Genomic DNA, 22,156 nt, shown 5'->3' with positions numbered 1-22,156 from the left:
CGGGATGGAGGCTTAATACGCATCCGCTGATTGGCGCAGCGCCTCGATCTCGGCCATCTGGATGCCCATCTCGACAAATGCGGAAAGAACGGCAAAGCGGTCCGCGAGCGCGACACGCGCCAGCCCGGCCAGAACACCGGCATTGACCGCATGGGCGGCGGGAAATGGGTGCAAGGCCGATACCGTCGTCGCGGCCATGGCCGAACCATTGTCACGCCACCCCGCAGCCAGCGCAATCCAGCCGACCGGCGTTGTCGGCGGCGTCGCCGCGGCCGTGCTGACTGCTGCCCGATGGTGTGGGCTGTCCGGTTCCCCCACCCAGTCGCGAACAAGCGCGAGCAACTCGTGATCGGTCCCATCGAGCAGTTCGCTCAGATGGCTCAGGCATTCATGCGCCCACCAGACCGCGGCCCGATCGGGAAGCAGGTAGGCACAGAACGTGATCGCCTCCTCGGGAACACGCCCGGCGAGGAGGTCGCGGCAAAACGCGATCGAGTGCTGTTCGGTTGGAAGGGTACTCATGTCCCGGGCAACAGCGGGACAAGCCATGAAAAGATCCCGTGCCGTTTTGAATCGGAGCCCATTGGCCATGATCGCCACGCTTTCATCGAGGAGCCTTGGCCACTCAAGCCTTAGGCGCGGCGCGGGTCAAGTCTCAACCGGTGACACGGCGACAACTGCCGGCACCGCGGTATCCGCCAGCGTTTATCGACAGACAATTACCTCGGAATTTGGTAGCATCAAAACCGGATGCTCAAACAGGAGGAGCCGCTATGCAGTGGCGCAGTTCAGCCTTTGTGTTGGCGGTCGTGTTTTTCTCGACCCACGCTTCCGCCGACCCTGTCCAGAAATCAGAAGACATCGTGAAGTTTTTTACCGGGGCGGCCGATCTCGGCAAGTCGCGGGGAATTTGTGTCGGCACCGAGGAGGAGTGCAAAAGCAAGACCAAGGCGAAAGATGCGCCGGCAGAAAAATCCAGCCTCGACATGCTGATCAATTTCGGACTGGATTCGGCCGAACTCGACTCCACCGCGCGGGCTGAACTCGACGAGTTCGCCAAGGCGCTGAAGGACAGCCGGCTGAGCACGTTCAACTTCGTCGTCGAAGGCTACACCGACGCCACCGGCACGGTGCACTACAACGAAGGCCTGTCGCAACGGCGCGCGCGATCGGTGGCCGCCTTCCTGACGGCCAGCGGTATCGAGCCCGCCCGCATCAACGCGATCGGCATGGGCGAAAAGAATCCGCGCAGCCCCAACCCGTACGACCCGGTTAACCGCCGTGTGGAAATGCGGATAAAGACGCAATAGCTTGCATTGATGCATGCCGCCCAAAACCGCGCAGCGGTTGTGGGACGACGACATGCATTGGAACAGAATTTCCCAGGGCGCCGAACGCGGTCGCTGCCGCGAGCGTCGCGACGACTGCGTTTCCGGGCGTAGGGTTCAGGTCGAACAGGCCTGCAAACGCGGACCTGTCAGTTCTTGAGCACTCCGCCCACCGCCACGCCGGTGCCGAAGATCAGTGCCTTGGTGAGGAAGTCGTTGTTGTCCTGGGGCGGCGGATCATCCTGCCGCACCACGGTCTCGCGGTTGCGCCGCTTCTGAACGACCTGCTGTTGTTTGCGGGGTCTCTGCGCCACCGGCCTCTGCGTGCGGACCTTCTGCGCCACCTGCTTTTTCGGCTGCGTCGCGCGGGCTTGATCGGCGGCGTATCTGGCGCGCACGGCCTCCATCATCGGATCTGTCTGGATCACGAGGAAGGCCAGTTGTTCGCGCGTCAGATAGGTGGTCTGCGGCAGGCCGTTCTTCACTTGCCAGACACCGATCGCCTGCCGGGTCTGCGGGCCTATGTTTCCGTCGATGCGCCCAAGCTCGTTGCCCAGCGCTTCGATGCGCAATTGCAGGTCGATGCGCCCCTGGCGATCGAGGCCGATCGCGCTTTCCGTCAACTCGGTGCCAGGCGTTTGCTTCACCTCGTCCGGAACCCCAACCGAGGTGCGCACGGCGGAGCCGGAACTGGCGTTCGCCTGGTCCGTTTCGAGTGCCGCGACCTGCCGGTTCTGGGCTTTCGGGTCGTTCAATTCGTCTATGTTCAGTCGCGCCACGGTGGCGAAGCGACCGTTCGGAAACTGGTCGAGATAGGCCTCGTAGAACGGAATTGAATTGCGCTTCGAAGCCTCATCCCAAAGGCGTTGCTCGACTTCCCAGGAAGGAGCATCACTGGCAACCGGCGCAGGAGCGGATGTTGCCGCCGCGTTCGATGCGTCGGCCATGGGTTTTGCGGGAGGCGCCGCCGCCGCGACGGGTTTTCCCAGGAAGACCTCGCGTCCCAGCGATGCATTATGCCAGGGCCTCTGGCGACCTTGCGTGGTTTCGGTCACTTCGCCGCGCACGCGCGTCAGCGCGCTCTGGATTTCGACACCGGGTTCGGTGAGATGCCTGGCGAGCGCCGTCGAGTAAGGACTGTCGACCCCGTTGCCGTCGAACGCGATGGCGCCCGGATCCGTTGCATAGGCTATCAGGAGGCCGCCGGTTCCGACACCGTCCGATTTTGCTTCGACCGGCGCCAGGCCGGTGCCCAACGAGGTGGAGCGGCTTTTCGGCAAGGAGGCTGCCAGCGTTCGTGCCAGCGGATTGTCGCGGCAGGCATCGAGGATGATCACGCCGACCGCCGGGTCGGGCGGCAACGCGGCCATGAAGTCATCGATCTGGATGGTGCGGGTCTTGAGATAGGCCGGCGACGTCAATTCGGCATCGACCGGTATCAGGTAGTTCTTGCCGTCGACCTGCATGCCGTGACCGGCATAGAATATGACCGCGAGGTCCGCGTCGTAGGATTGCTCGGTAAACCGGCTGATGAGGCTGTGCATGCCTGCATTGTCTTGATCGACCCCCTCGATCACCTCGAACCCGGCATTGCGCAGCGTCGATGCGATGAGGTGGGCATCGTTGGCGGGGTTGGGCAAGGTGACCGCATGGACGTATTTGCTGTTGCCGATGACCAGCGCGACGCGCTTGGTGTCAGACCCGGCAGCCTCGGCGCCGAGCGCGGCAAGGAAAAGCAGGATCATCCCGCTCAGAAGGACGGCAAACGCTTTCATGGACCAGCCCTCCGCCCACCAGGGCGCACTATTGATGTCTGCGCATGCTAAATTTCGTCAGCGACAAAGTCGCTTGTGCCAAAAATGGCTCCTGGGCGTATGTGATCTTGACCACAGTCTTGGTTCACAAGGGCCCGAAGAAAGTTGCCTATGGTAACACTTGGCAGCAGGACCACCAATGGTCCGAGAGGCTGATGCCGTCACGGGCAGGTTCAAATCGTATTCTGAATCGAGCTTATGAGGGTCGTGACGGCCTGCTTGTATTTTTCGAACTCCGGCGATGTCTGGCGGATCTCCGTGGTCGTTGTCTGCGGGATGGCGTCGGTGGCCACACGGCTCAGCTTCTGTCCCATCTTCCTTTCGGCCCAGTCCACCACGTAGCTGGCTGTCTTGCCGGTGAGAAACGGGTTGGCCTGGATGACGGCCGATCCCAGCACGGCGCTCAGTTGCGCCGAACCTGGCGCCGACAGCACCTGGTGCGCGCCTTCCATTCCCAGGAAATGGCAGAGATAGAGCCGGCCGGCCGTGATCTGGTGACCACGCGCCCGAAGATAGGCTTCGCCTTCGCGCGCGAGATTGCGCACCATCTCACGCGAGATCGTGGCGTCGTAGCGCAGAGCGAGCAGGTCGGCGGTCGACAGCGTGCGCGCGAGTTCCGGGCGATACGTATTCATCATCCTGATCCAGGTCTTCGTTATGAACTGGCCGGCGCCGGTGGCTGAAGAATTCGGATTCTTGGCGCGAGCGCTGCCACCACTTTCGACATGGACGATACGCTCGGTAAGCGTCTCGACAGCGACATCGCCGGAAGTGCCAGAATTGCCAGTATCATAGGTGGCGACCGCGGTGACCGTCCCCAGCGGATCGATCGCCTCGCCGTTCTGGTAGAGCTCGAAATGCAGGTGCGGGCCGGTTGAAAGGCCGGTGGTGCCGATATAGCCAATGACGTCGCCGGCCTTCACCTTGGTACCGACGCCGCTCGCAATGGCGAATTTTTGCATATGCGCATAGCGCGTCTCGCGCCCGTTTCCGTGCGAAATCTTCACCAGATTGCCATAGCTGCCGCCATCGCCCTGGAAGCTGATCTCGCCGTCGAAGGCCGCCATGATCGGCGTGCCGACAGGGGCTGCCCAATCGACGCCCTTGTGGATACGAACGACGCCGAGGATCGGGTGCTTGCGCGGGCCGAAGGTGGAGGTCATGACCCCGCTCACAGGCGTGACCATGCCGTTGGCGACAGTCAGCGAGCGCACCTCGTCATTGCCGGTGACGCAGGCGAACTGGCCGTCGCTCTGCTGGAAGACGAAACACTCGAGGCTTTTTTCGGCGCCCTGGACGCCCACATACAGCACCCGCCCGGCACCCTCGTCCTTGCCGCGCGGCGTCTGCGAATAGATCAGCACAAGACGCTGGTCCTCGCTTGCAAAGGCGTCCAGATCCTGGCCTCTCGAGAGATACATGATCGCTTCGCCGATCACACCGGTCGGAACATTGTTGCGGGCCGCCGTCGAATAGATCGCGTCGAGCAGACGATATTGCCTTTTGTGCGTGCCTTCCTCCTGCGCGCCCGAATAATTGAACAGATCTTCGCGGACCCAAGGGTCGACACCCGACACGAACGCGCCCGCCGCGTTGCGCGTCAGCGTGCCGACAAAGACGTTCTTGGCGTAGATCGAAACCTGCATGAGGGACATCGTGGTCGTCTCGCGGTTCGGCCGGTATCCGCGCATCGCAACGACATAACCCGCCTCCAGACCGTCCCGGTTGAAGAGCGCCTTCAGGGCTTCACCGGCCAGCTTGGCGTCGCCGGCGGAGAAATGCGCATCGAGCGCAACGCTGTCCAAACTGCGGTCGTTGAGGATCTTCACGAACGTGTCTTGGGTCGCCTCGAACCGCTGATACTCATTCGTGACGACCGCGACACTCGTGTTGTTTTCGATCTGGGTCTTCTGGAATGCGGGAAGGGCCGCGTCGCCTGCATCGATTGTCTCGCCCCAGCCGGCTTCGGGATCGTCGGCATCCGCCTTCTGGTCCGAAGCCGCCGCGGGTTGCCCAGCGGCGGGCGGCGGCTGAAGATCATTTTGCAGATCGCTGGATGGCGCGGCAGCGCTCTTTCGTTGCGCCTGGAAGAACGCGAAATCCTCCTGCGTCGACGGTATCGTCGTCATGAATTTTTCGCTGGCGCTAAGCATGACGTCGGACAGGATTTCGATCTGGGGCGAAACCCCGGCCTGGTCGAGTTCCGCCGGGCGCGGGATCTCGCGGCCTTTTGTTGCGGCGCCGGCATCAGGTGCAAGGGTGATCCACATCGGGTCCCCGGCCAGGTCGATGATGGCGGGCACATAGACGGATGCATCGGCCGGCACATCGTCCACTCCTTCGACCGCGTGCAACTCCTCGTCTTCATCGCCGAACGACCAATAGTCCGCGGTGAGGTAGAAACCGACGGCGATGGAAAGCAGGACAATCACAGCGAGACCGGCAAGAAGCCTGCGCCAAAGCGTGCGCCTGCGAAGGGCAGCGCGCGCCTGCTTTTTCTGCTTGAAGCTCGTGTCGATACTGTGCGTCACGGATTGCTTCCGGTCAGGAAGAAGGTCCACCGCACCTGTTCAAGCGTATCGACTTCGAGAAATTGCGCCGCGATATGGCCGCGCTGCCAGCATTCGTCGATGCCGCGGATCGAAAAACGTCGCCGCTCGATGCACATCTCCGTGGATCCGGTGAGGATCGCGTGGCCGAAAACATCCGTTGCATAGATGTAGATGTAGCGGTTCGTCAGTTCCTCGCGGATGACGTTCACGCATTGATTTGCGCCGATGGTCCACCAGCCGTCGGTCTGGTCCGCATTGTCGACCCTCTGGCCGACGGCGAGATTGACAACGTCGAGTGTCTGGTTGCAGACCGTGAATTCGGCGCGCGCTTCGCTGGATGTCAGCACGGCCAGCAGGGCCGCGCCCGCCATGACCGCGAGCTTCATGCGGCCCGTCAGGGCAGGCAGGGCTCGAACCGGATCATGCTGCCTTGTGGGCAGGTCGGCGGACGAGTGAGGCAAACACGCGCGGCGGAGTTCCATCGGGCGCCCATGCTACCCGCCGAGCCGGAAATACTTGGCCGTGGCTGAGAACTGGGATCCGTCGGTCTCGATTTCCTCGAGAATTTTGGGCAGCAGAACCGAGGCTGGCGTGGGCGTCGAGAACGCAGCCGCCTGAATATCCTGGGGCCCCGTGATCACCATTATGATCTGCGGCACCGCCTTTCCGGCGGCCTTGTCGGCGGCGCCAAGAGCAATCGGGATGCTGAAGGTGGCCTTGTCCGATTGTGCGACGATGCGGTCGTCGAGATTGAACACCATGCCTTTGTGATCGATCAGCAGCACGCTGGAAATGAGCCCGCCACGCGTCACCAGCGTGCCGCTGATCGGCGCACCGTTCGGCACCGACGTCCGATCGAGGACAAGCTGCGGCTTCTCGGCCGCGGTCTGCCCCAGAAAGCGCAGGAAGTTGGTGACCTCGCATTGGCTTGGTTCAATGAGACGGACGCTGATGTCCGGCTCGACATGGAATTTTGCCTGGAAATCGCTGAGCATCCGCTCGAATGGCTGGACCGCCGTTCCAAATCCTTCGATCGCGGCGGCCTTGCCGGACGTCATGGTCGCATAGAAACAGTCGCCGCCGCCGAAGTCGCGAACCCAGGAGACCCGTTGCGCGATGTCGTCGGCGACCGGGGGAATAGCTGGTTTGGGCACGTTCAACGCGACGACAGGTTGGTCCGGCTGTTTGGCTGCCGGTGACACCGCCTTCTGGCTCTCGGTGTTCGCGACATCCGTCTGGCTGGGTTTGGGCGCCGGCGCGGCAGTCTTGGGCGTTGCCGGCTGGCTGATTTGTGGCTCGGGCTTCTGGCTCTCCACAACCTCTGACTGGACCGGCGGCGGCGCTGTGGTCTTCTCGGCGGCTGGCGGGGCTGCAGCGGTCGTATCAGGCACCGGAGCCGGCTTTTGACTGTCGCTGGCCATCGTATCCGGCTGGATTGCCGGCGATGCCTTTTCGGGCGGCGGCTGCGTGTCGGTTGCGGATGGCTTCGGAGGTTCCTTGGTTTGCGGAGGGGCAATGGGCTTCGCCGGCTCCGGCGTTTGCACGGCCTGGGCATCTGCCTGGCTTGCAGCCGCCGGCGCGCTCGCCTCTGTTCGCGGTTGTGCGTCCATTGTCGGCGGCTTCGGGCGTTCCTCGGCCTGCGAGGGGACTTGGGCCGGCTTAGCCGGCTGTTGCTTTTGAGCCGCCGCGGCATCTGGCTGATTGTCAGCCGGCGGCGCGACGGCTTCCGTTTTCGGCTGCGCGGTCGGAGCTGCCTTCGCCGGCTCAGGGGCATTCGCGACATCGCCGGTGGGAGCCGGCTTCGACGTTTCCGGTGCAGACTTTGATGGTTCCGGCGCGGAAAGCGATATTTTGCCGGCAGTCGGCGTCGCAGGCGTCATGAAGCCGCTGAGATAAAGGCCGGCACCTGAGGCGACAGCCAGCGTCGCCAAGGCAGCGATCGCGATGGTTCGGGTCTTTGTGGGTTTTCCAGGCGCATCCGCCGTGACCGCGCGTGGAGGGCCGGCGACCGGCGAAGGCCGCGGTTCGGACAAATGCGCGGGCCGTACATGCTGGACGAAGCGTTGCCCACCTGGACCCGTTGCTGTTGCGGGCCCCTCGGCACTGGTTGGCTGCGTCTGGATCCTGGAATCAGCTGCAAAAGTTTCCCCGGTGCGCGGCAAAGCCGGCCGTTCGCGGGGTGTCTTGGATGTCGGCGGCGTTGTTGCTTCGTCTTCGTCACGCGTCATCCTGGCGATTTCCGCCATGCTGACCGGCCGGTCTTGCGGATCCGGTTGCAGCATGGCTTCAACAATGCCACGAAAATCATCGTCGATGCCGGAGAGATCAGGCACGGTCCGGCGCTTTTCGATGATCTCGTACTGTGACCCGCTCATGTCGATCGGTTTCCCGCGCAGGGCGGCAGCCAACACCAGCCCAAGGCTGTAGATGTCGGACTGTTCGCTGACGTCGCCGCTGTACAGCCCGAGCTGTTCGGGTGAAACGTAGTTGTACTTTCCCGCGAATTTTCCGCCGATCAGCGTCTCCCCGCCCACCGTCGCTGATCGCGCGATACCGAAATCGATAATCTTTGCGCGGTCGACCCGGCCCCCTGGAAGGATGATGTTGTCCGGCGAGAGGTCGCGATGGATTGCTCCCGCCTGATGCACGGCGCTCAGGCCGGACGCGAGGCGATGGCAGAGCTTGCGCACCTCCTCCGTCGGCATCGGGCCACGCCGCATGATGTCGTACAGCGACTCGCCGTCGACGAATTCCATGGCAAGGTAGGGACGGCCAATCCCGGGATCGATCGTGAAGACGTGGTATCGCACGACCGCGTCGTGCGACAGGTGGTTGAGGATCGAGGCCTCCTTGCGGAACAAGGACAGGATCGTCTGGTCACGGGCAAACTCGGGCAGGACAATCTTGATCGCGACGTGGTCGCCGGTCTGGATGTTGTGGCCACGGTAGACCTCGCCCATGCCGCCGAACGCGATCCGCTCGTCAAGTTCGTAGATGCCGCTGAGCTGCGTGCCTACGGCGGTGTTGGCCACCTGCGGCGATATTCGCGTCTTGTCGTCGGCGCTCATCAGCCTAGGCCCCCCGCTCCGGACAGATCAGGGTGGAGCGGTCGTCCATTGCGCCCGTTTCCGATCTTCACCAGCACGATGGTGACATTGTCTGTTCCGCCCCGCGCCAGGACCGTTTCCAGGAGATTTTCGCACGCTGCCTGAGGCGTTGCCGACACCACCGCCGCCTCGATCTCCGCATCGGTGACATGCGCCGTCAGCCCATCGGTACTCAACACAAAAATGTCTCCCGGCATGAGTTCGCCTTGCTGGAAGTCGATGACGAATTCGTCGCTGACGCCGACCGCATGCGTGATGACGTTGCGGCGTGGCCAGGTGAGCGCCTCGGCCGCGCTGATCATGCCTCGATCGAGGAGCTCCTGCACTTCGGTGTGGTCTTTCGAAATCTGCGAGATCGAGGCATTGCGGACCAGATATATCCGGCTGTCGCCCGCCCACAAGCAGGCAAACCGTCCGTCCATCGCCAACAGGGCGGCTACCGTGGAGCCGATGGTTATGCCGCGTGCCTCGGATATCCTGCGGATATCGGCATTGGCCCGGCTCAGCCTGTCCTCGAAACGTGCCCGCAGGTCCGGAGCGGAACTTGCGATGCCAATCGTTGCCAGATGGTCGACAATGCTGGCTGAGGCGACCTCTCCGGCTTCATGCCCGCCCATCCCGTCGGCCACCACCCAAAGGCCGGTTCGCGGCTCGACCAGATAGTTGTCTTCATTGTGCTCGCGGACACAGCCTTTGTGGCTCACGCCGAAGCTCTCAAAGGGAAGGGCGACGTCGTTCAATTTGCCACCAAGCGCCTCTCAAGCGCCCTCTGCGGCGCACCGCCGCGCGCCCGTTCGAGCCACTTTGCCACAGGCTCGAACATTAGAGTATCGAAATCAGGGTCCGGACGCCTAGGGCCTGCGGATAGCCTCAACAAACGGAAAAGCTGGAAAGTCATCTCAAAATGCCTTCGGACAGCTGAAGCCGGAAAGCGCCGGGAGGAAGAAGGGGCTGGGGCCGGAACCGGTCTGGATCGTATAGGTAACGTCGCGCCCGCCGATCAGGAAGCGCGCGGTCACATCGCTGTCGCTGCCGGTGATGGTCGCCTTGTCGAGCAGCCGCTTGAGCGCCCACGGCCCTTCGAACTTGAGGGTGGATTCGCGGCCTGGCATCTCCGGCGTCAGGCTCAGACTGGCGGACCCCGAGGACGTGCCGCTCGGCCAGGTCACGGTGCTTGGCGCGTTGCCCGCCTGATTGCTCTGGACTGTCTGACCATCGACATCGAGCACCGCCGCATCGGCATCGCCATGCAGTGAGAATGGTGTGAAGGTGAGGTTGACCGAGGGCACCGAACCGCCCGATGGAAAGAAGGCGTTGCGGATTTCCGCCGCCAGCTGGAAGTCTTTCAGCGTCGACTTCGACAGGTCGCGCCCGAAGCGCGCATCCTGTTTCCAGCTCCAGTCCTGGTTGGTCATGTCGATCAGCGATGCGAGGTTCTGTGCGAAGAACCGGTCCATCAGCCCGCCTGGAGCGAACAATTTCGCGAAATCCGCCATCGCAATGTCCTCTGTGCCATTGCCGGTGAAAGGATAACGTCCGTTGACCGCCGCCTCGCAGGGAGCCGTGACCGTCTGGTCGAGCATCTGGTTTAAATTCGCCACCGAAGTCTCCGCGACGTTGCCTTCAAACTCGTCCGCCGTCGCATTGACCATTCTGGCCAGTTGCTTGGGCAGGCGTGAGACGTTGGCGCGAAGGGTGGCTATCTGGAGCTGCAGATTTGCGTTGACGCGTTCAGTCTGCGAAGGCACGTCGTTCGCCAGTTGCAGGCTCTGATGGATGTCGCGGAAATTCTGGGTCAAGGCATCGATCGGACGGCGCCCGGCAGGACCGTTGACCAGAGCCTGGAACGACCTGAATTGCGCTTCGATGTTGGCCCCGGGATTCTGGTTCTGTGAGCTTGCGGACCCTGTGCCGGCTCGGCTTTGCGATTTTCCAGTGGCAATTTGAATGCCGATGCGAGCCAGCCCCCTGGCCATGTCCGTGGCGTCTTGTGATTGGCCTTGACCCGCGCCGGCTTCCGCCCCGGTGCCGGAAGCAGGGTCTCGCGTCAAAGCCGTCTCGTTGGCGATCGCCGTGAACAGCTGTTCGATCGGCGAGGTCGGCGAGGCGGCGGCGGAAAGCGCGATATAATGCGGCTTGTCCGTCAGCATCGCCTTGAATTTCAGCTGGTCGAGAACGCTGTTCCACGCCGTTGCGAACTCCTTCCCATAGCGATCGAGAAGTTCGGGGCCGAGCTTGAGCAACGCCTGATCGATGCCGCCTTGCTCACCGCCGCCGCCGAGGACCCACTGGTCGTCGACGAGCGTCTGCGCAATGCGCGACAGTTGCCCGAGATAGAAGTGGTTGAAGCCGGCATAGGTGTAGATGCCGGGAACACGAAGGCCTGACAGATCGCCGCCATCGACACGCTCGAACAGCAGCTGCGCTTCCGGGCCACCTTTCAGCGAAACAGAAAAATCGTCCAGCGCTGCCGCGTATACGGCGGACTTGATCAATGCGGAGGCGCGGTCGGCAAGGCTCATGCGCCCGAGCGAGCGTTGAGCGGCTTCGACAAGCGGCTGGTTGAGTTCGAAAACCGGATCATAGGCGTCGTCCAAGGCAAGCATGGCGCGCAGGTGCTTTTCGAGTTGCTCGCGTCCTTCACGGTTGTTCTCGCCTGGATACCGGTTCTGCTCCCAATCCTGCTTCATCCAGGAAACGATCAACGCGTCGTCGACTTTCGGCGCCTTGCCGCCAAGCATCAGATAGATCTTCAATGGTTCGTAGAGCGCGACGGGATCAGCCATCCTGGTCTGGATCGTCCGCTCGGCCTGGATCAGCAGGCGCGATCGGAACATTCGTTCCAGCGCTTGCCGATAGGCCGTCTTGGATGCCGAAAGAAGTCTCTCCCGCTGACTGAGGCCGAACGTGTCCTCGATAGGTGTCGGCAAGTCGCTGGTCTCGAACCCGGTCGGCAGATCGCGCAACTGGTCGAGCGGGCCAATGACGTTTTCGAGGTCGACATCGGTGACCTCCGTGCTTTTGAGCAGCGCGCCCGCCGTCTCCCGATACTGGCTCATGGCCTGCGTGGTGGAGGCGACCAACGACCTGTTGGCCGTGAAGCTCAGCGCCAGGATGCCGAGAGCCGCCGCGGCGATCAACGCGATGGTGCAAAGCCCCCCAAATCTGGCGATCGCAGCACGTCTTGCGGCCGATTTGTCGTACGAAACCCATCCGGATTCAGCAAAGATGACGCCGGTCAACAGATCATGCAAAAAGAAGCTCTTGCCGGTTCCGGAAAGGTGGGCGCGGGAATTGCTGCCGAAGCTGCGGCCGATCGCGCCCAACACCTGATCGATTGGCGTTCCCTCTTGCGTCCCTGACGAGAAATAGACGCCACGCAGGCTGACATTCACCTGGCTGCGGGTGGGATCGAACAGGCTGGCGATAAAATTCGTAACTCGGCCCTTCAGCGCGCCAAACTGCGCCGGAAAGCCAAAGACGGATATGCGCGCGACGGGATCAGGCTCTTCCTGAAGGCGGTCAGGCATCTCCTCTACCAGGCGTCTTGCCAGTGCATCGAATTCGGCAGGGGCCTCGGCGGCCATGTTCTTGTTGCGATCCGTGGTCTGGAATGTCGCCCCCCAGACCTTGCGCCGGCGCGGCTCGTCGAAACCGCCGAAATAATCCATGAACCCGGAAACGAGATCGGCCTTGGTGAAAAGCAGATACACCGGAAACTGGATTTTCAGCGTCTCGTGGATTTCCCGCAGGCGACCGCGTATCTCGACGACGTAAGCGTCAAGCTGCTGATCGTCGAGGCTGATGAGATCGGCAAGGCTGATGGCCAGGATGACGCCGTTTATCGGTTGGCGGGTGCGGTATCTCTTGAGCAGCGACAGGAAGGCGAGCCAGCTCTTCTTGTCGCTCTCAGCATTGGAATCCTGCGTCGTGTAGCGTCCGGCGGTGTCGATCAGCACGGCCTCGTCGGTGAACCACCAGTCGCAGGAGCGTGTTCCGCCGACGCCAGCCACAGGTTGGGCGTCCCCCGAACCGGCCAGCGGAAAATTCAGACCCGAATTGACCAGTGCCGTTGTCTTGCCTGCGCCGGGCGGGCCGATGACGATGTACCAGGGGATCTCATAGAGGAAGTTGCGCCTGCCGCTCGCCCGCTTGAGCGCCGCGATGGCCTCGTTCATGCGGGCTTCGAGCACCCGCGAGTCATCATTCCGGTCGTCGTTGTGTGCGACGACAGTTTCGAGCTCTTTTTGTGCCTTTCTCGCTTGCCAGAAACGCAGCCCGTAGAAGATCGCCAGCACCGCCACGATCACGCCAATGATTGTCGCGCGCAGCCAGACAGGTCCGAGAGGCCGGGTGTCGGCGAAGCGAACCAACGGTCCCGCGAACCACACGGCCGCCGCGAAACCGGCCAGCGCGGTCACGCTGAATATCCGCAGCGGCCAACGCGTCATGGGCGCTCCCAAAAGGCCGTGCTCACAGTGTTTCCTCCCTGGCGATCATCACATCGACACGGCGGTTCTTGGCGCGGCCCTCTGGCGTCGCATTGTCGGCGATCGGTTCGTCCTCGCCCTTGCCATCGACCGTCAGTCGCGAGGGATCGCTGAATTTCGGTGCCATCAACGCTTCGACGGCCTTCGCCCTGGCGACGGAAAGATCGAAGTTGGACTTGAACGGGCTCGATTTTCGCGGCTTCACATTGTCCGTATGGCCGACGATCCTGATTGGTCCGCGCTCGGCTTCCAGGGCCGCGGCGATGTCGGCGGCAATGGGCTGGAATTCCGGCTTCGCCTCGGCCCGGCCGGACTGGAACAGCAGGAGATTGTTGATTTCCACCACGATGAAGTCGCCCTTCGTGCCGATCGTCAGCCCACCGCCTTCGACGTCCTTGGCCAGCGCCGAGCGGATGCGATCGATCTGCGTGGTTGTGGCGGCAGGTGGGGTGGCTTTCGCCGGCTCGGCCAATGGCGCCACGCTGGCGCGCTCGATGGCGACTGGCGTCGATGGGTTGAGTGCCAGCAATTCACCGGCGGCGGCGTCGCCTTCATTGGTGATGAAGACCCGCAAGGCGAAGAACGCCGCTGTCAGCAGCGCCGACGCCGCCGCTGCAACGACCCAGAGTGGCAGGCGAGCCGACGACTGCGCCATCGTCGCCGCTAGGCCCTGCCAATGCGGCGAGATGTCTTCGCCGGCACGCGCCCTGAAGTAGCGAAGCGTCTCGTAGACGTCGCGTCGCACGCGTTCGAGATTGGTGTCTTCGCGTGTCAGGCCCCGGTACTGGCCCTCGAAACCCAGCGACAGGCAGGCATGCATCAGTTCGAGCAGATCGTAGTGCGCCTCCGGGCTGGCCAGTACCTTGTTCAGTGCTTCGAAGAAGCCTGTGCCACTGGGCTCGATGTGAAAGAACTGCGACAGCATGCTGTGCCGCGCCCAGTCGTCTTTTTGTGGCCAAGGCAGGTTGCCGACGAGATCGTCGACGGTTTCGCAGAGGGCAAATTTTGCAATCCGCGCATCCTCTTCCGCGACGCCGGTTTTCTCCATCGTTCGGTCGAATTTGTCGATCGCTTCGGCGACATGTTCCGCCAATGGTTCCGCTTGTCTCTCGACCGAGACAAGCCTGAGCTGGCCCAATAGCATCAGCAACGGCGCGGCCGCGGCAAGGATCGGGTTTGCCGCGGAGTATCTGACGCTGTCCGTGGCGCTGAGCAGGGTCTCCTGCCGCAGGGCTGCGGCGGGCGCCGCCACGGAAGCGCCGCCGGCTCCAGCCGCGGCGGAAGGTGCTGCTTGATAAATCACGGTTCCGGATGTCCAGCCCGGCGGTATATGCCGCCCGACACCAGGATCGAACACCGTTGAATCCTTGACCTGAGAGGGTTGGCCCCTGGCCGCGACAGCTGGCTGAGCAGCTGGCGGTGATTTTCGTTCGCGCCGTGGATTTGCGCGAATGACGGTCTTGCCCGCTGGTCCGAAGGGATCGTCCTTCGAGCTCATCGCCGGTCATCCGTGCAGGCGGTGTGCCCGCGGTTGGGCGAGACAGGCGCAAAACGGTTTGTGGTCAGGTTAAGGAACAGGCCCCGCCGACCTTGGCAGTTTCCGGAGGAAGGTTGGCCAGAAAACGCTTTCCCGCCGTAACATGACATTTGCCGCAGACCCCCAGGTCAATGAGCCTTACCCGCTTGGCGAACTGTCGTATGTGATCGTAATCTCAGAAATTGTCGATTGGAACCGGATGCCGGCGTCGAGGAGATTTTTCTTCGCCGACTGATCTGCATGCCTCTCTTGGATCGCCTATTTTTGCTTGTCGGCTTTGGCGTAGGCCTCGCTGAAATAGGCCAGGAATATGTCCAGCATGCCGTTTTCGTGCGCCTCCTCCATGGTCCGCCATGTCGCGACATAGGCATCCCAGGCCTGGCTCTTCTTCGACGTAAACGACGCAGGCGGGAGTTTCCTTCCGATCGCCTCGGGCGACAGGTCGTCAAGCAGCCGCGATAGCGCAGCTTGCATGGCCGCATAGGTGGCGAACTCGTGAGTCTTGAGATCGCGGAATGCATCTTCGATACTGCGCCTGGCATCAAGATAGCCGGTCCTGCGGCGGGCGAACATGATTTCGAGGATGTCATCGGTTCCTGGAACGAACTTCAGGGGATTGTTGTCCGCGGAGCTGATCATCGTTCGTTGTGTGCTCTTGGCCAACATCTTCGCGGCTGCGCGCGCTTTCAGCAGCAAGGCCAGTTCCTCGACCACTGTCCGCAGGACCGCGCCGATTTCGGCAGCGGCTTCATGCGGGTCGCGCGATTGAAGCAATTCCGGCGAGATTCCGGCCCCGATCGCGATCTCCCGCAGCACTTCGTCTCTGGTCGAGGGGAGAGGCGCGGGTTGCGACGGGAAAGTCGACGCTGGAACGCGCTGCCCGGACCGTTGCTCTGCCGGGGCGAAGAACGGCTCGTCGGCGAATTCGAGCGGCCTGCCCGTCGCGGCCGGCATTTCTCTTTGGGTCGAACCGTGGCTTGGGTGACCTGTCGCGGCGCGCTCGTCGTCAATCGATACGAAGATGACATAGCGGCCGATCAGCACCCGGTCGCCGTGACCCAGCCGATGTGGGCCGGTCATGCGCTGGCTCGATCCGTTGATGTAGGTTCCGTTGCGTGAGACATCGTGCAGCCAAAACGCGCCTGCCTCGTATCGAACCTCGCAGTGCCGGCCGGAGATGAACTTGTCCGGGTCCGGCAAGGTCCAGTCACAAGCCTCGCGACCGATTTCGAAGCCGCGATCGCGCGCCGCATAGCCGGTCGGGAAGCCTGCGGGCACGGAGTCGATATTGTTGATTTGCAGACTGAGGTACATGCAAGATCGCCGTCGAACGCCGGTTGATACTGCGTCATTCTAGCAGCTTGCGCGTGCAACAGGACAGAAGCGTTTCAAGCCGACCCATTGACGAGGCAAGGCTCTGCTGTCGCGGCCCGTCCTCTTTGGCCGGCAGGAAAACATGTGGTAGGCTCAACATGGCCTGGTGTGGCGGATCGAAAAGTTCCTGAGCGTGATCTTGTTAATATAGCGGGAACTTCAAATCCACCACGTTGGCGGCCGCGTCCAGGAGGGGCACGACCCATGCCGAACGAACGTGCCACGGTTGTGCAGACGCCGGTTGGCGGCGAGCTGTTGACCTTCACGCATCTTGTCGGGCGCGACGAGATCAGCCGTTGCTTTGCCTATACGGTCGGGTTCGTCAGCCCCAACTCCGACATCGATCCGCTGAAGATGCTGGGGGGCATGGTTTCGGTCGAAGGTGAATCCGATCCGAAACGGTGGTTCAGCGGCCTGGTGTCCGAGTTTCGCTTGACCCGCATCGAAGACCGGCTGGCCTACTACGAAGCGGTCGTCAGGCCGTGGCTCTGGTTTCTCGGCAATGCGACCGATTGCCGGATCTTTCAGAACATGACCGCTGTCGAGATCGTCGAAAAGATCTTCTCGAAATACGGGACGGCGAAGTTCGAGAAGCGGCTGCAAGGGTCGTACCCCTCGCGCGAATACTGCGTGCAGTACGACGAGACCGATCTGGATTTCGTGCAGCGCCTGCTCGAACACGAAGGCATCTTCTATTTCTTCGAGCATGACGAGGGCAAGCACACGCTTGTGCTCTGCGACGCGATGAGCAAACTGAAGCCGGCGCCGGGCTACGAGAAGGTGCCTTACAATTTCGAGGGACACGGCTCGCGGCGCGACGTCGAATATATCACCGAATGGATTCCGGGCAGTTCGGTGCGGCCCGGCGCCTATGCCCACACCGACTATGATTTCCAGAAGCCGGGCGCCGATCTGATGGCGAAGTCGGCCCAACCGTTCAGCCACAAGGAAGCCTCCGGCGAGAATTATCGCCAGCCCGGAGCGCATCTTGATGTGGGGCGCGGCGACACCCTTGCCGGTATCCGGCGCGAGGAACTCCAGGCGGTGCACCAGCGCAGCACGGCCGTCGGAACCGTGCGCGGTCTCCATTCCGGCTGTACCTTCAAGCTGGAAAGCTTTCCGCGCGATGACCAGAACCAGGAGTATCTGGTGATCAGCGCTGAATACAGGTTGTTCGATCCGGGCTACAGGACCCAGAACGAAGCTCACAGCGAGAATTTCAAGGTTGTGCTAGGTGTCGCACCGACCACCTTGCCCTATCGCCCTCCGCGGATCACGGCGCGGCCGATCATGCGTGGGCCGCAGACGGCGACGGTGGTCGGCCCTTCGGGCGAGGAGATATTCACCGACAAATATGCCCGGGTGAAGGTGCAGTTCCACTGGGACCGCCTGGGCAAGAAGAACGAAAACAGTTCCTGCTTCGTCCGTGTCTCGCAGACCTGGGCCGGCAGCGGCTGGGGCTTCATCCAGATACCGCGTATTGGCCAGGAGGTGATCGTCGATTTCCTCGAAGGGGACCCTGATCTGCCGATCATCACCGGCAGGGTCTACAATGCCTCGCAGATGCCGCCCTACGGCTTGCCGGGCAACGCAACGCAATCGGGCTGGAAATCCAATTCATCCAAAGGCGGCGGTGGCTACAACGAGCTGATGTTCGAGGACAAGGCCGGCTCCGAACTGGTCAATTTCCAGGCGCAGAAGGACCACAACCTTCTGATCAAGCATGACCGCACCAAGCTGGTGCAGCACGACCAGTCGGACAGCATCGACCACGATGCCAAGCATTCCGTCGGCCACAACCTCGACGAGGACGTCGGCAACAACAAGACGGTCAAGGTCGGCGTCGACCAGACCACGAACATCGGTTCGAACGATACCGAGACGGTGGGCACGAACAGGTCGCTGACGGTCGGTGCCAACGAGACGATCCACGTCGTTGCGAATTCGACGGAGAATATCGACGCCAACCATTCGCAGACGGTGGGGATTGTGCAGACCGTTACTGTGGGGGCGGCTCGCGTCGACACCGTCGGAGCGGCGGAACAGCGTACCGTCGGCGGACTCCAGAGCAACACCATCGGCGCGACGAGGTCTGTCAGCGTGGGCATCAGCCAGACGCACAGCATAGGCACCAGTGATACATGGACCATAGGCGCCGATCAGAGCATCAGCATCGGTGCCGGACAGACCGTCGCCATCGCCGCGTCACAGGCGACCGATGTAGGCGCCTCACGCGTCGCCAACATCAAATCGAATGACAGCACTGACGTCGGCGGCGGGCATATGCTCAAGATCGCCAAGGGGAGCAAGATCGACGTCGGCGAGAGCGGCGTTATCGATGTTGGCAAGAACTTCACGCTCGACGCCAAGGAGAGCATCACGCTGAAATCGGGCAGCGCACAGATCGTGATGAAAAAAGACGGAACGATCATCATCGAGGGCAAGGATATTACCGTGAAGGGCTCGGGCAAGATCAACATCAAGGCCTCGAGTGACGTGATCATCAAAGGCTCGAAGATCAACGAGAATTGAGGGCGACGATGAGTAAGGTCAGGGACAGGATCGACGGCGTGGTGATCGGTGCCTTCCTGGGATTCGGGGAGGAGTCCCCGCTGGTCGTTTTTCCCGGCAATCCGGAAAAGACGGCGTTGCCTGCGCGTAGCTTGTGCGAATTGTCGTCGGACATGATCGGCTGTGAAGTGGCCTTGCTGTTTCAGGAGGGCGATCCGCGCAGGCCCCTGATCGTCGGGCGGATCGTCGAGCCCAGCCGCTCCAAGGCGGCTCCACACGTAATCCGGGATGGACAGCGTGTGCGTATCACCGCCGAGGAATACCTGGAACTGCGATGCGGCAAGGCGACGATCCTGATGGAGGCGGACGGCCGCATCACCATTCGCGGCGTTCACATCACCAGTCATGCCAGTGGCGCGCAGCGCATTCGCGGCGGCTCGATCAACCTGAACTGATGCGAACCTCGTCGAAGACAGAGGGACCACGCCCCGTCCGGATCGCAATGGAGGTCGTGCGTCAACACGCGGAACTCGTCGCCTTCCTGTGGGCGCAGCGCGACAACTGGTCCGCCGAGGATCCGCCCGACGCCAAGGTTATCGCCGAAATCGACGAGCGGCTGGAGATAAACCTCGACGGATTGCGCATCGCGGGCACCTCCACATGGCCGTTTCTGGTCGCGCAGCACGAGAATTTTCCAGAGAAGGGAGAGCTTTTCGCCTTCGCATGGACAGCACTGGAACTGGCTGACGGCGAGAAGGTGGCACAAGCGGTCGAGTTTGGACGATCTACGGCCGATGATGCCAAGGGCTTGATCGGCGCGCTGGCATGGCACAAACCAGCGGCCATCGGACCTTTTGTGCGCAGCTGGATCGGCGACCACGATGCCTTCATCCGGTTCCTCGGCGTCTCGTCATGTATCGTGCACCATGTCGACCCGAGCGCGACTTTGGCCCGGTTGGTCAAAGACGACGATTCAAGGGTGTGTGCCGCCGCCTTGCGTCTTGCAGGCCAGCTTCGACGCTTCGATCTGGGGCGGGATGTCCAATCCGCGCTTGATCACCAGGATGAGCGTGTCCGGTTGTGGGCCTCATGGGCTCTCGTTGAACTGGGGGCAGGCGATCTCACGCGCCAGGAACTCAGGAAAATCGCAGCCGCCGGCGGGCCGGACGCCATGGTCGCGATGCGTGCGCTGGTCAAGGCCGGGCCTGAGAAAGACGTTCGCACTTGGATGGGCAGTCTGATGAAATCGCCCGCTACCGCTCCCATCGCTGTGCGTGGCATCGGGATGCTGGGAGATAGGTCGGCGCTGACCTGGCTCATCCAGCGTATGCGCGAGCCCTACGTGGCTGTCGCAGCCTGTGCGACGTTCTTGGAGCTCTATCCCGAGGCCAGGGTGGAGACGAAGCTGTTCACCGCCGATCCGACGGAACTGGGGCCGGCCTTCGCCAAGCACTTCGAGGATGACGTGGTGAGGCTAGCACTGCCGGACAAGGTGGAGACGTGGCAGCCGGAGGGTGGCGCGCGATAGCCGGAATCCGCGGGCGCGGTAGTCCTTCAGTCCGGTATGGGATGCCCGAAGAAGTAGCGCTGGCCGGGAACGAACCGGTTGACCTGATCGCTCTCCAGGAATTCTTCAAGGATGCCCATGGCGGCAAGGCGGTTTAGACGGCCCAGTTGGTCGTAGAAGGCGGTGCAATTAACCCCTGTCGCCGCCTCGAAGACAAGCCTGCCGCGATAAAAGCGCTCGCTTTGCAGTTGCTCCAAGTCGAGCCGGTCCCAAAGCCGTCTGGCTAATCGAGGGATGTCCAGGTTTTGCGCTTCGAAAAGCGTGTAGCCATCGAGCATGTTCGAGATTGTCTCCAGGCGGGATTTCGCAAGCTCCACGACTTCGCGGTATGGCAGGTTATCCTGACGGGCAAGAAATATGGTCTCGTCGGCAGGCTCCAGCAGAACGGAAAGCTCGCGCATGATTTGGTTGCGGGCCTCCTCGGAGTCCTCGGATGTGCGGTACAGGTCCAACAGTGGGTCAATCGCTCGGGTGTTGCAGGCAGCACCCAGGAGCAGGGCTATGTAATATCGCACTCCCGGTCGGTCCAATATCCCAACGAGCTGCTGGGTTGTTCGGCTCACCTGCGTCCAGCTCCCGCCAAAACCAGCAATCTTTACAACGGCGTCCCACATCTGAGAGTCGTCATCCCGCTTGAGGATCGGTACCAGGTAATCGATCTTCGAGAAATCTCCTGATCGACATAGCATGTTGACTGCGGCAACGATCTTCCAATCCCTTCCGCTTCGCAGAAGTTGCTCCGGATCAAGCGACCCGAAGTCTAGTTCCGGAGGATGGAATCCGAGTGCCAACTCGCGGTAGGGCATGTCTTCGAGTGGGATTTCGTCATTCAAAGCGGTGTACCTTGCTCCAGAAGGGTTTGGTTTGCTTCAACGTCTTTGCAGTTTTGGCCTTGCACAAAGTTCCTGGGAACTGTGTTGTTCGCACTATTGCATCCCGCAGCTTGTTTCGGCGTGACATGATCGAGCGTCGTGCCCGCCGGTACCTTCCGACGATTCGCTTTTGCCCATTGGTCCCGCGTTCGTTCCTTCAGCAACGGTCCGAAATTGGCTTCGCACTTCTGGGCGACCGTTTGTCCGTCCGGGTATCTTGTCCCCACGGGGAAGTCGAAATGTATGGCGCAACCGTCGGTCTCATTCTCGGGGACGTTCGGACACCCTGGTTTGCCTTGCTTCTGGGCCTGTCTTGACTGACGCTGCGCACGCTTCAAACCGTCGAGAGCATTTTGCATATTCGTCTTGAGAGCCTTCTGAGCATCCGTAGCAGAAGGCATGCGGCCTACGCGGTTTTGCCAGAACTGGCTTGAGGTCATCGCCTTGAAACCCGACTTCGGTGTATTTGGGCTGTTCGGATCTCTTTGCCACTCGTGAAGGGCTTCGCCGCAGCAGGGGCACTTGTCAGCGTCGATCTGTGCTTGAGCCGCAGCCAGGTTTGCAAACTCGATTGTCGGAAGAGGTAGCGTTGTCGTCATTTGCGACGCATGATTGCTGGTGGTGATGTCGACGTGCCGGCAGACGTTCTTGCCTTCGAACTTCACATCCATGCACCAGGCTTGGAAGTAGGTGTTGCCGGTAATCTGGTGCGTCACGACATTGGCGCCGAAGGTGCGCGTCGCGGCCTCGTCGCCGAGCACCGACTCCTTGTAATAAGACTTCTGCGCCAGTGCTGCGCCCTTGCCGCCGATCAGCACTGTGCTGGAACCGGACTTCAGATTGTTGGAGAACGAGGTATCAGGGTAGGGGATCGGGATCGGCCCGGCCGGCGGCGAGGGCGGCGACATGCAGACGTCCGGGAACCGCGCGATGGACTTGTTCATGCCATTCTCGGCGGCGATTTCCCACATTCCGGCAAAGACATTCTTCGTCATCTGGAACTC

Annotated in this window: 15 protein-coding genes; 4 read left to right on the top strand and 11 right to left on the bottom strand. The window is 61.9% G+C overall.

The window, feature by feature from the left end:
• Positions 1–12 precede the first annotated feature (12 nt).
• Positions 13–591, bottom strand: a complete 579-nt coding sequence (locus tag AC56QP_RS08690; RefSeq protein WP_489863649.1) for a DUF6931 family protein — start codon at positions 589–591, stop codon at positions 13–15.
• 182 nt (positions 592–773) lie between these two features.
• Between AC56QP_RS08690 and AC56QP_RS08685 the strand changes: the two genes are divergently transcribed.
• Positions 774–1,310 (top strand): OmpA family protein, encoded by a 537-nt coding sequence (locus AC56QP_RS08685; protein WP_489860080.1) that lies wholly within the window; start codon positions 774–776, stop codon positions 1,308–1,310.
• Between the two features lie 167 nt (positions 1,311–1,477).
• Here the strand turns inward: AC56QP_RS08685 and AC56QP_RS08680 are convergent, their stop codons facing one another.
• From AC56QP_RS08680 to tagH, 8 genes are all read right to left on the bottom strand, one after another.
• The gene (locus tag AC56QP_RS08680) at positions 1,478–3,103 is read right to left on the bottom strand and encodes a caspase family protein (protein ID WP_489860081.1); all 1,626 of its coding nucleotides are present in this window, start codon (positions 3,101–3,103) and stop codon (positions 1,478–1,480) included.
• Positions 3,104–3,315: 212 nt separating this feature from the next.
• Complete coding sequence (locus tag AC56QP_RS08675) at positions 3,316–5,673, bottom strand: M23 family metallopeptidase (protein WP_489860082.1); 2,358 nt, start codon at positions 5,671–5,673, stop codon at positions 3,316–3,318.
• Complete coding sequence (locus AC56QP_RS08670; protein ID WP_489860083.1) at positions 5,670–6,080, bottom strand: DUF1036 domain-containing protein; 411 nt, start codon at positions 6,078–6,080, stop codon at positions 5,670–5,672. Before AC56QP_RS08670 ends, AC56QP_RS08675 begins: the two co-directional genes overlap by 4 nt.
• Positions 6,081–6,188: 108 nt before the next feature.
• On the bottom strand, positions 6,189–8,762 hold the full coding sequence (locus AC56QP_RS08665; RefSeq protein WP_489860084.1) for a serine/threonine-protein kinase: 2,574 nt from the start codon (positions 8,760–8,762) through the stop codon (positions 6,189–6,191).
• Complete coding sequence (locus AC56QP_RS08660; protein WP_489860085.1) at positions 8,762–9,541, bottom strand: PP2C family protein-serine/threonine phosphatase; 780 nt, start codon at positions 9,539–9,541, stop codon at positions 8,762–8,764. The genes AC56QP_RS08665 and AC56QP_RS08660 overlap by 1 nt, the downstream gene beginning before the upstream one ends.
• A 159-nt stretch (positions 9,542–9,700) precedes the next feature.
• Positions 9,701–13,252 (bottom strand): type VI secretion system membrane subunit TssM, encoded by a 3,552-nt coding sequence (tssM, locus tag AC56QP_RS08655; RefSeq protein ID WP_497100609.1) that lies wholly within the window; start codon positions 13,250–13,252, stop codon positions 9,701–9,703.
• Positions 13,253–13,274: 22 nt separating this feature from the next.
• Positions 13,275–14,789 carry a type VI secretion system protein TssL, long form gene (tssL, locus tag AC56QP_RS08650; protein ID WP_489860088.1) on the bottom strand — a complete coding sequence of 505 codons (1,515 nt, stop codon included), beginning with the start codon at positions 14,787–14,789 and terminating at the stop codon, positions 13,275–13,277.
• 297 nt (positions 14,790–15,086) lie between these two features.
• Complete coding sequence (gene tagH / locus AC56QP_RS08645) at positions 15,087–16,142, bottom strand: type VI secretion system-associated FHA domain protein TagH (protein WP_489860089.1); 1,056 nt, start codon at positions 16,140–16,142, stop codon at positions 15,087–15,089.
• Positions 16,143–16,406: 264 nt separating this feature from the next.
• Between tagH and AC56QP_RS08640 the strand changes: the two genes are divergently transcribed.
• Genes AC56QP_RS08640 through AC56QP_RS08630 form a run of 3 tightly spaced genes read left to right on the top strand, consistent with a single transcriptional unit; the run spans position 16,407 to position 20,241 of the window.
• A complete protein-coding gene (locus AC56QP_RS08640) occupies positions 16,407–18,734 on the top strand; it encodes a type VI secretion system Vgr family protein (protein WP_497100610.1) in 2,328 nt (775 codons plus the stop codon).
• An 8-nt stretch (positions 18,735–18,742) separates the two neighbouring features.
• On the top strand, positions 18,743–19,168 hold the full coding sequence (locus tag AC56QP_RS08635) for a DUF6484 domain-containing protein (protein ID WP_489860090.1): 426 nt from the start codon (positions 18,743–18,745) through the stop codon (positions 19,166–19,168).
• A 47-nt stretch (positions 19,169–19,215) separates the two neighbouring features.
• Entirely contained in the window at positions 19,216–20,241 is a 1,026-nt protein-coding gene (locus AC56QP_RS08630) for a hypothetical protein (RefSeq protein ID WP_489860091.1), read from the top strand.
• A 26-nt stretch (positions 20,242–20,267) separates the two neighbouring features.
• On the opposite strand, the gene AC56QP_RS08625 is transcribed toward AC56QP_RS08630, so the two are convergent.
• Both AC56QP_RS08625 and AC56QP_RS08620 read right to left on the bottom strand, forming a co-directional pair.
• Positions 20,268–21,113 carry a hypothetical protein gene (locus AC56QP_RS08625; protein ID WP_489860092.1) on the bottom strand — a complete coding sequence of 282 codons (846 nt, stop codon included), beginning with the start codon at positions 21,111–21,113 and terminating at the stop codon, positions 20,268–20,270.
• Entirely contained in the window at positions 21,110–22,147 is a 1,038-nt protein-coding gene (locus tag AC56QP_RS08620; RefSeq protein ID WP_489860093.1) for a PAAR-like domain-containing protein, read from the bottom strand. The genes AC56QP_RS08625 and AC56QP_RS08620 overlap by 4 nt, the downstream gene beginning before the upstream one ends.
• Between the last annotated feature and the right edge of the window lie 9 nt (positions 22,148–22,156).

The sequence above is a fragment of the Mesorhizobium sp. RCAM 05104 genome (assembly GCF_059683645.1).
This window is presented reverse-complemented; position numbering and strand designations above follow the sequence as displayed.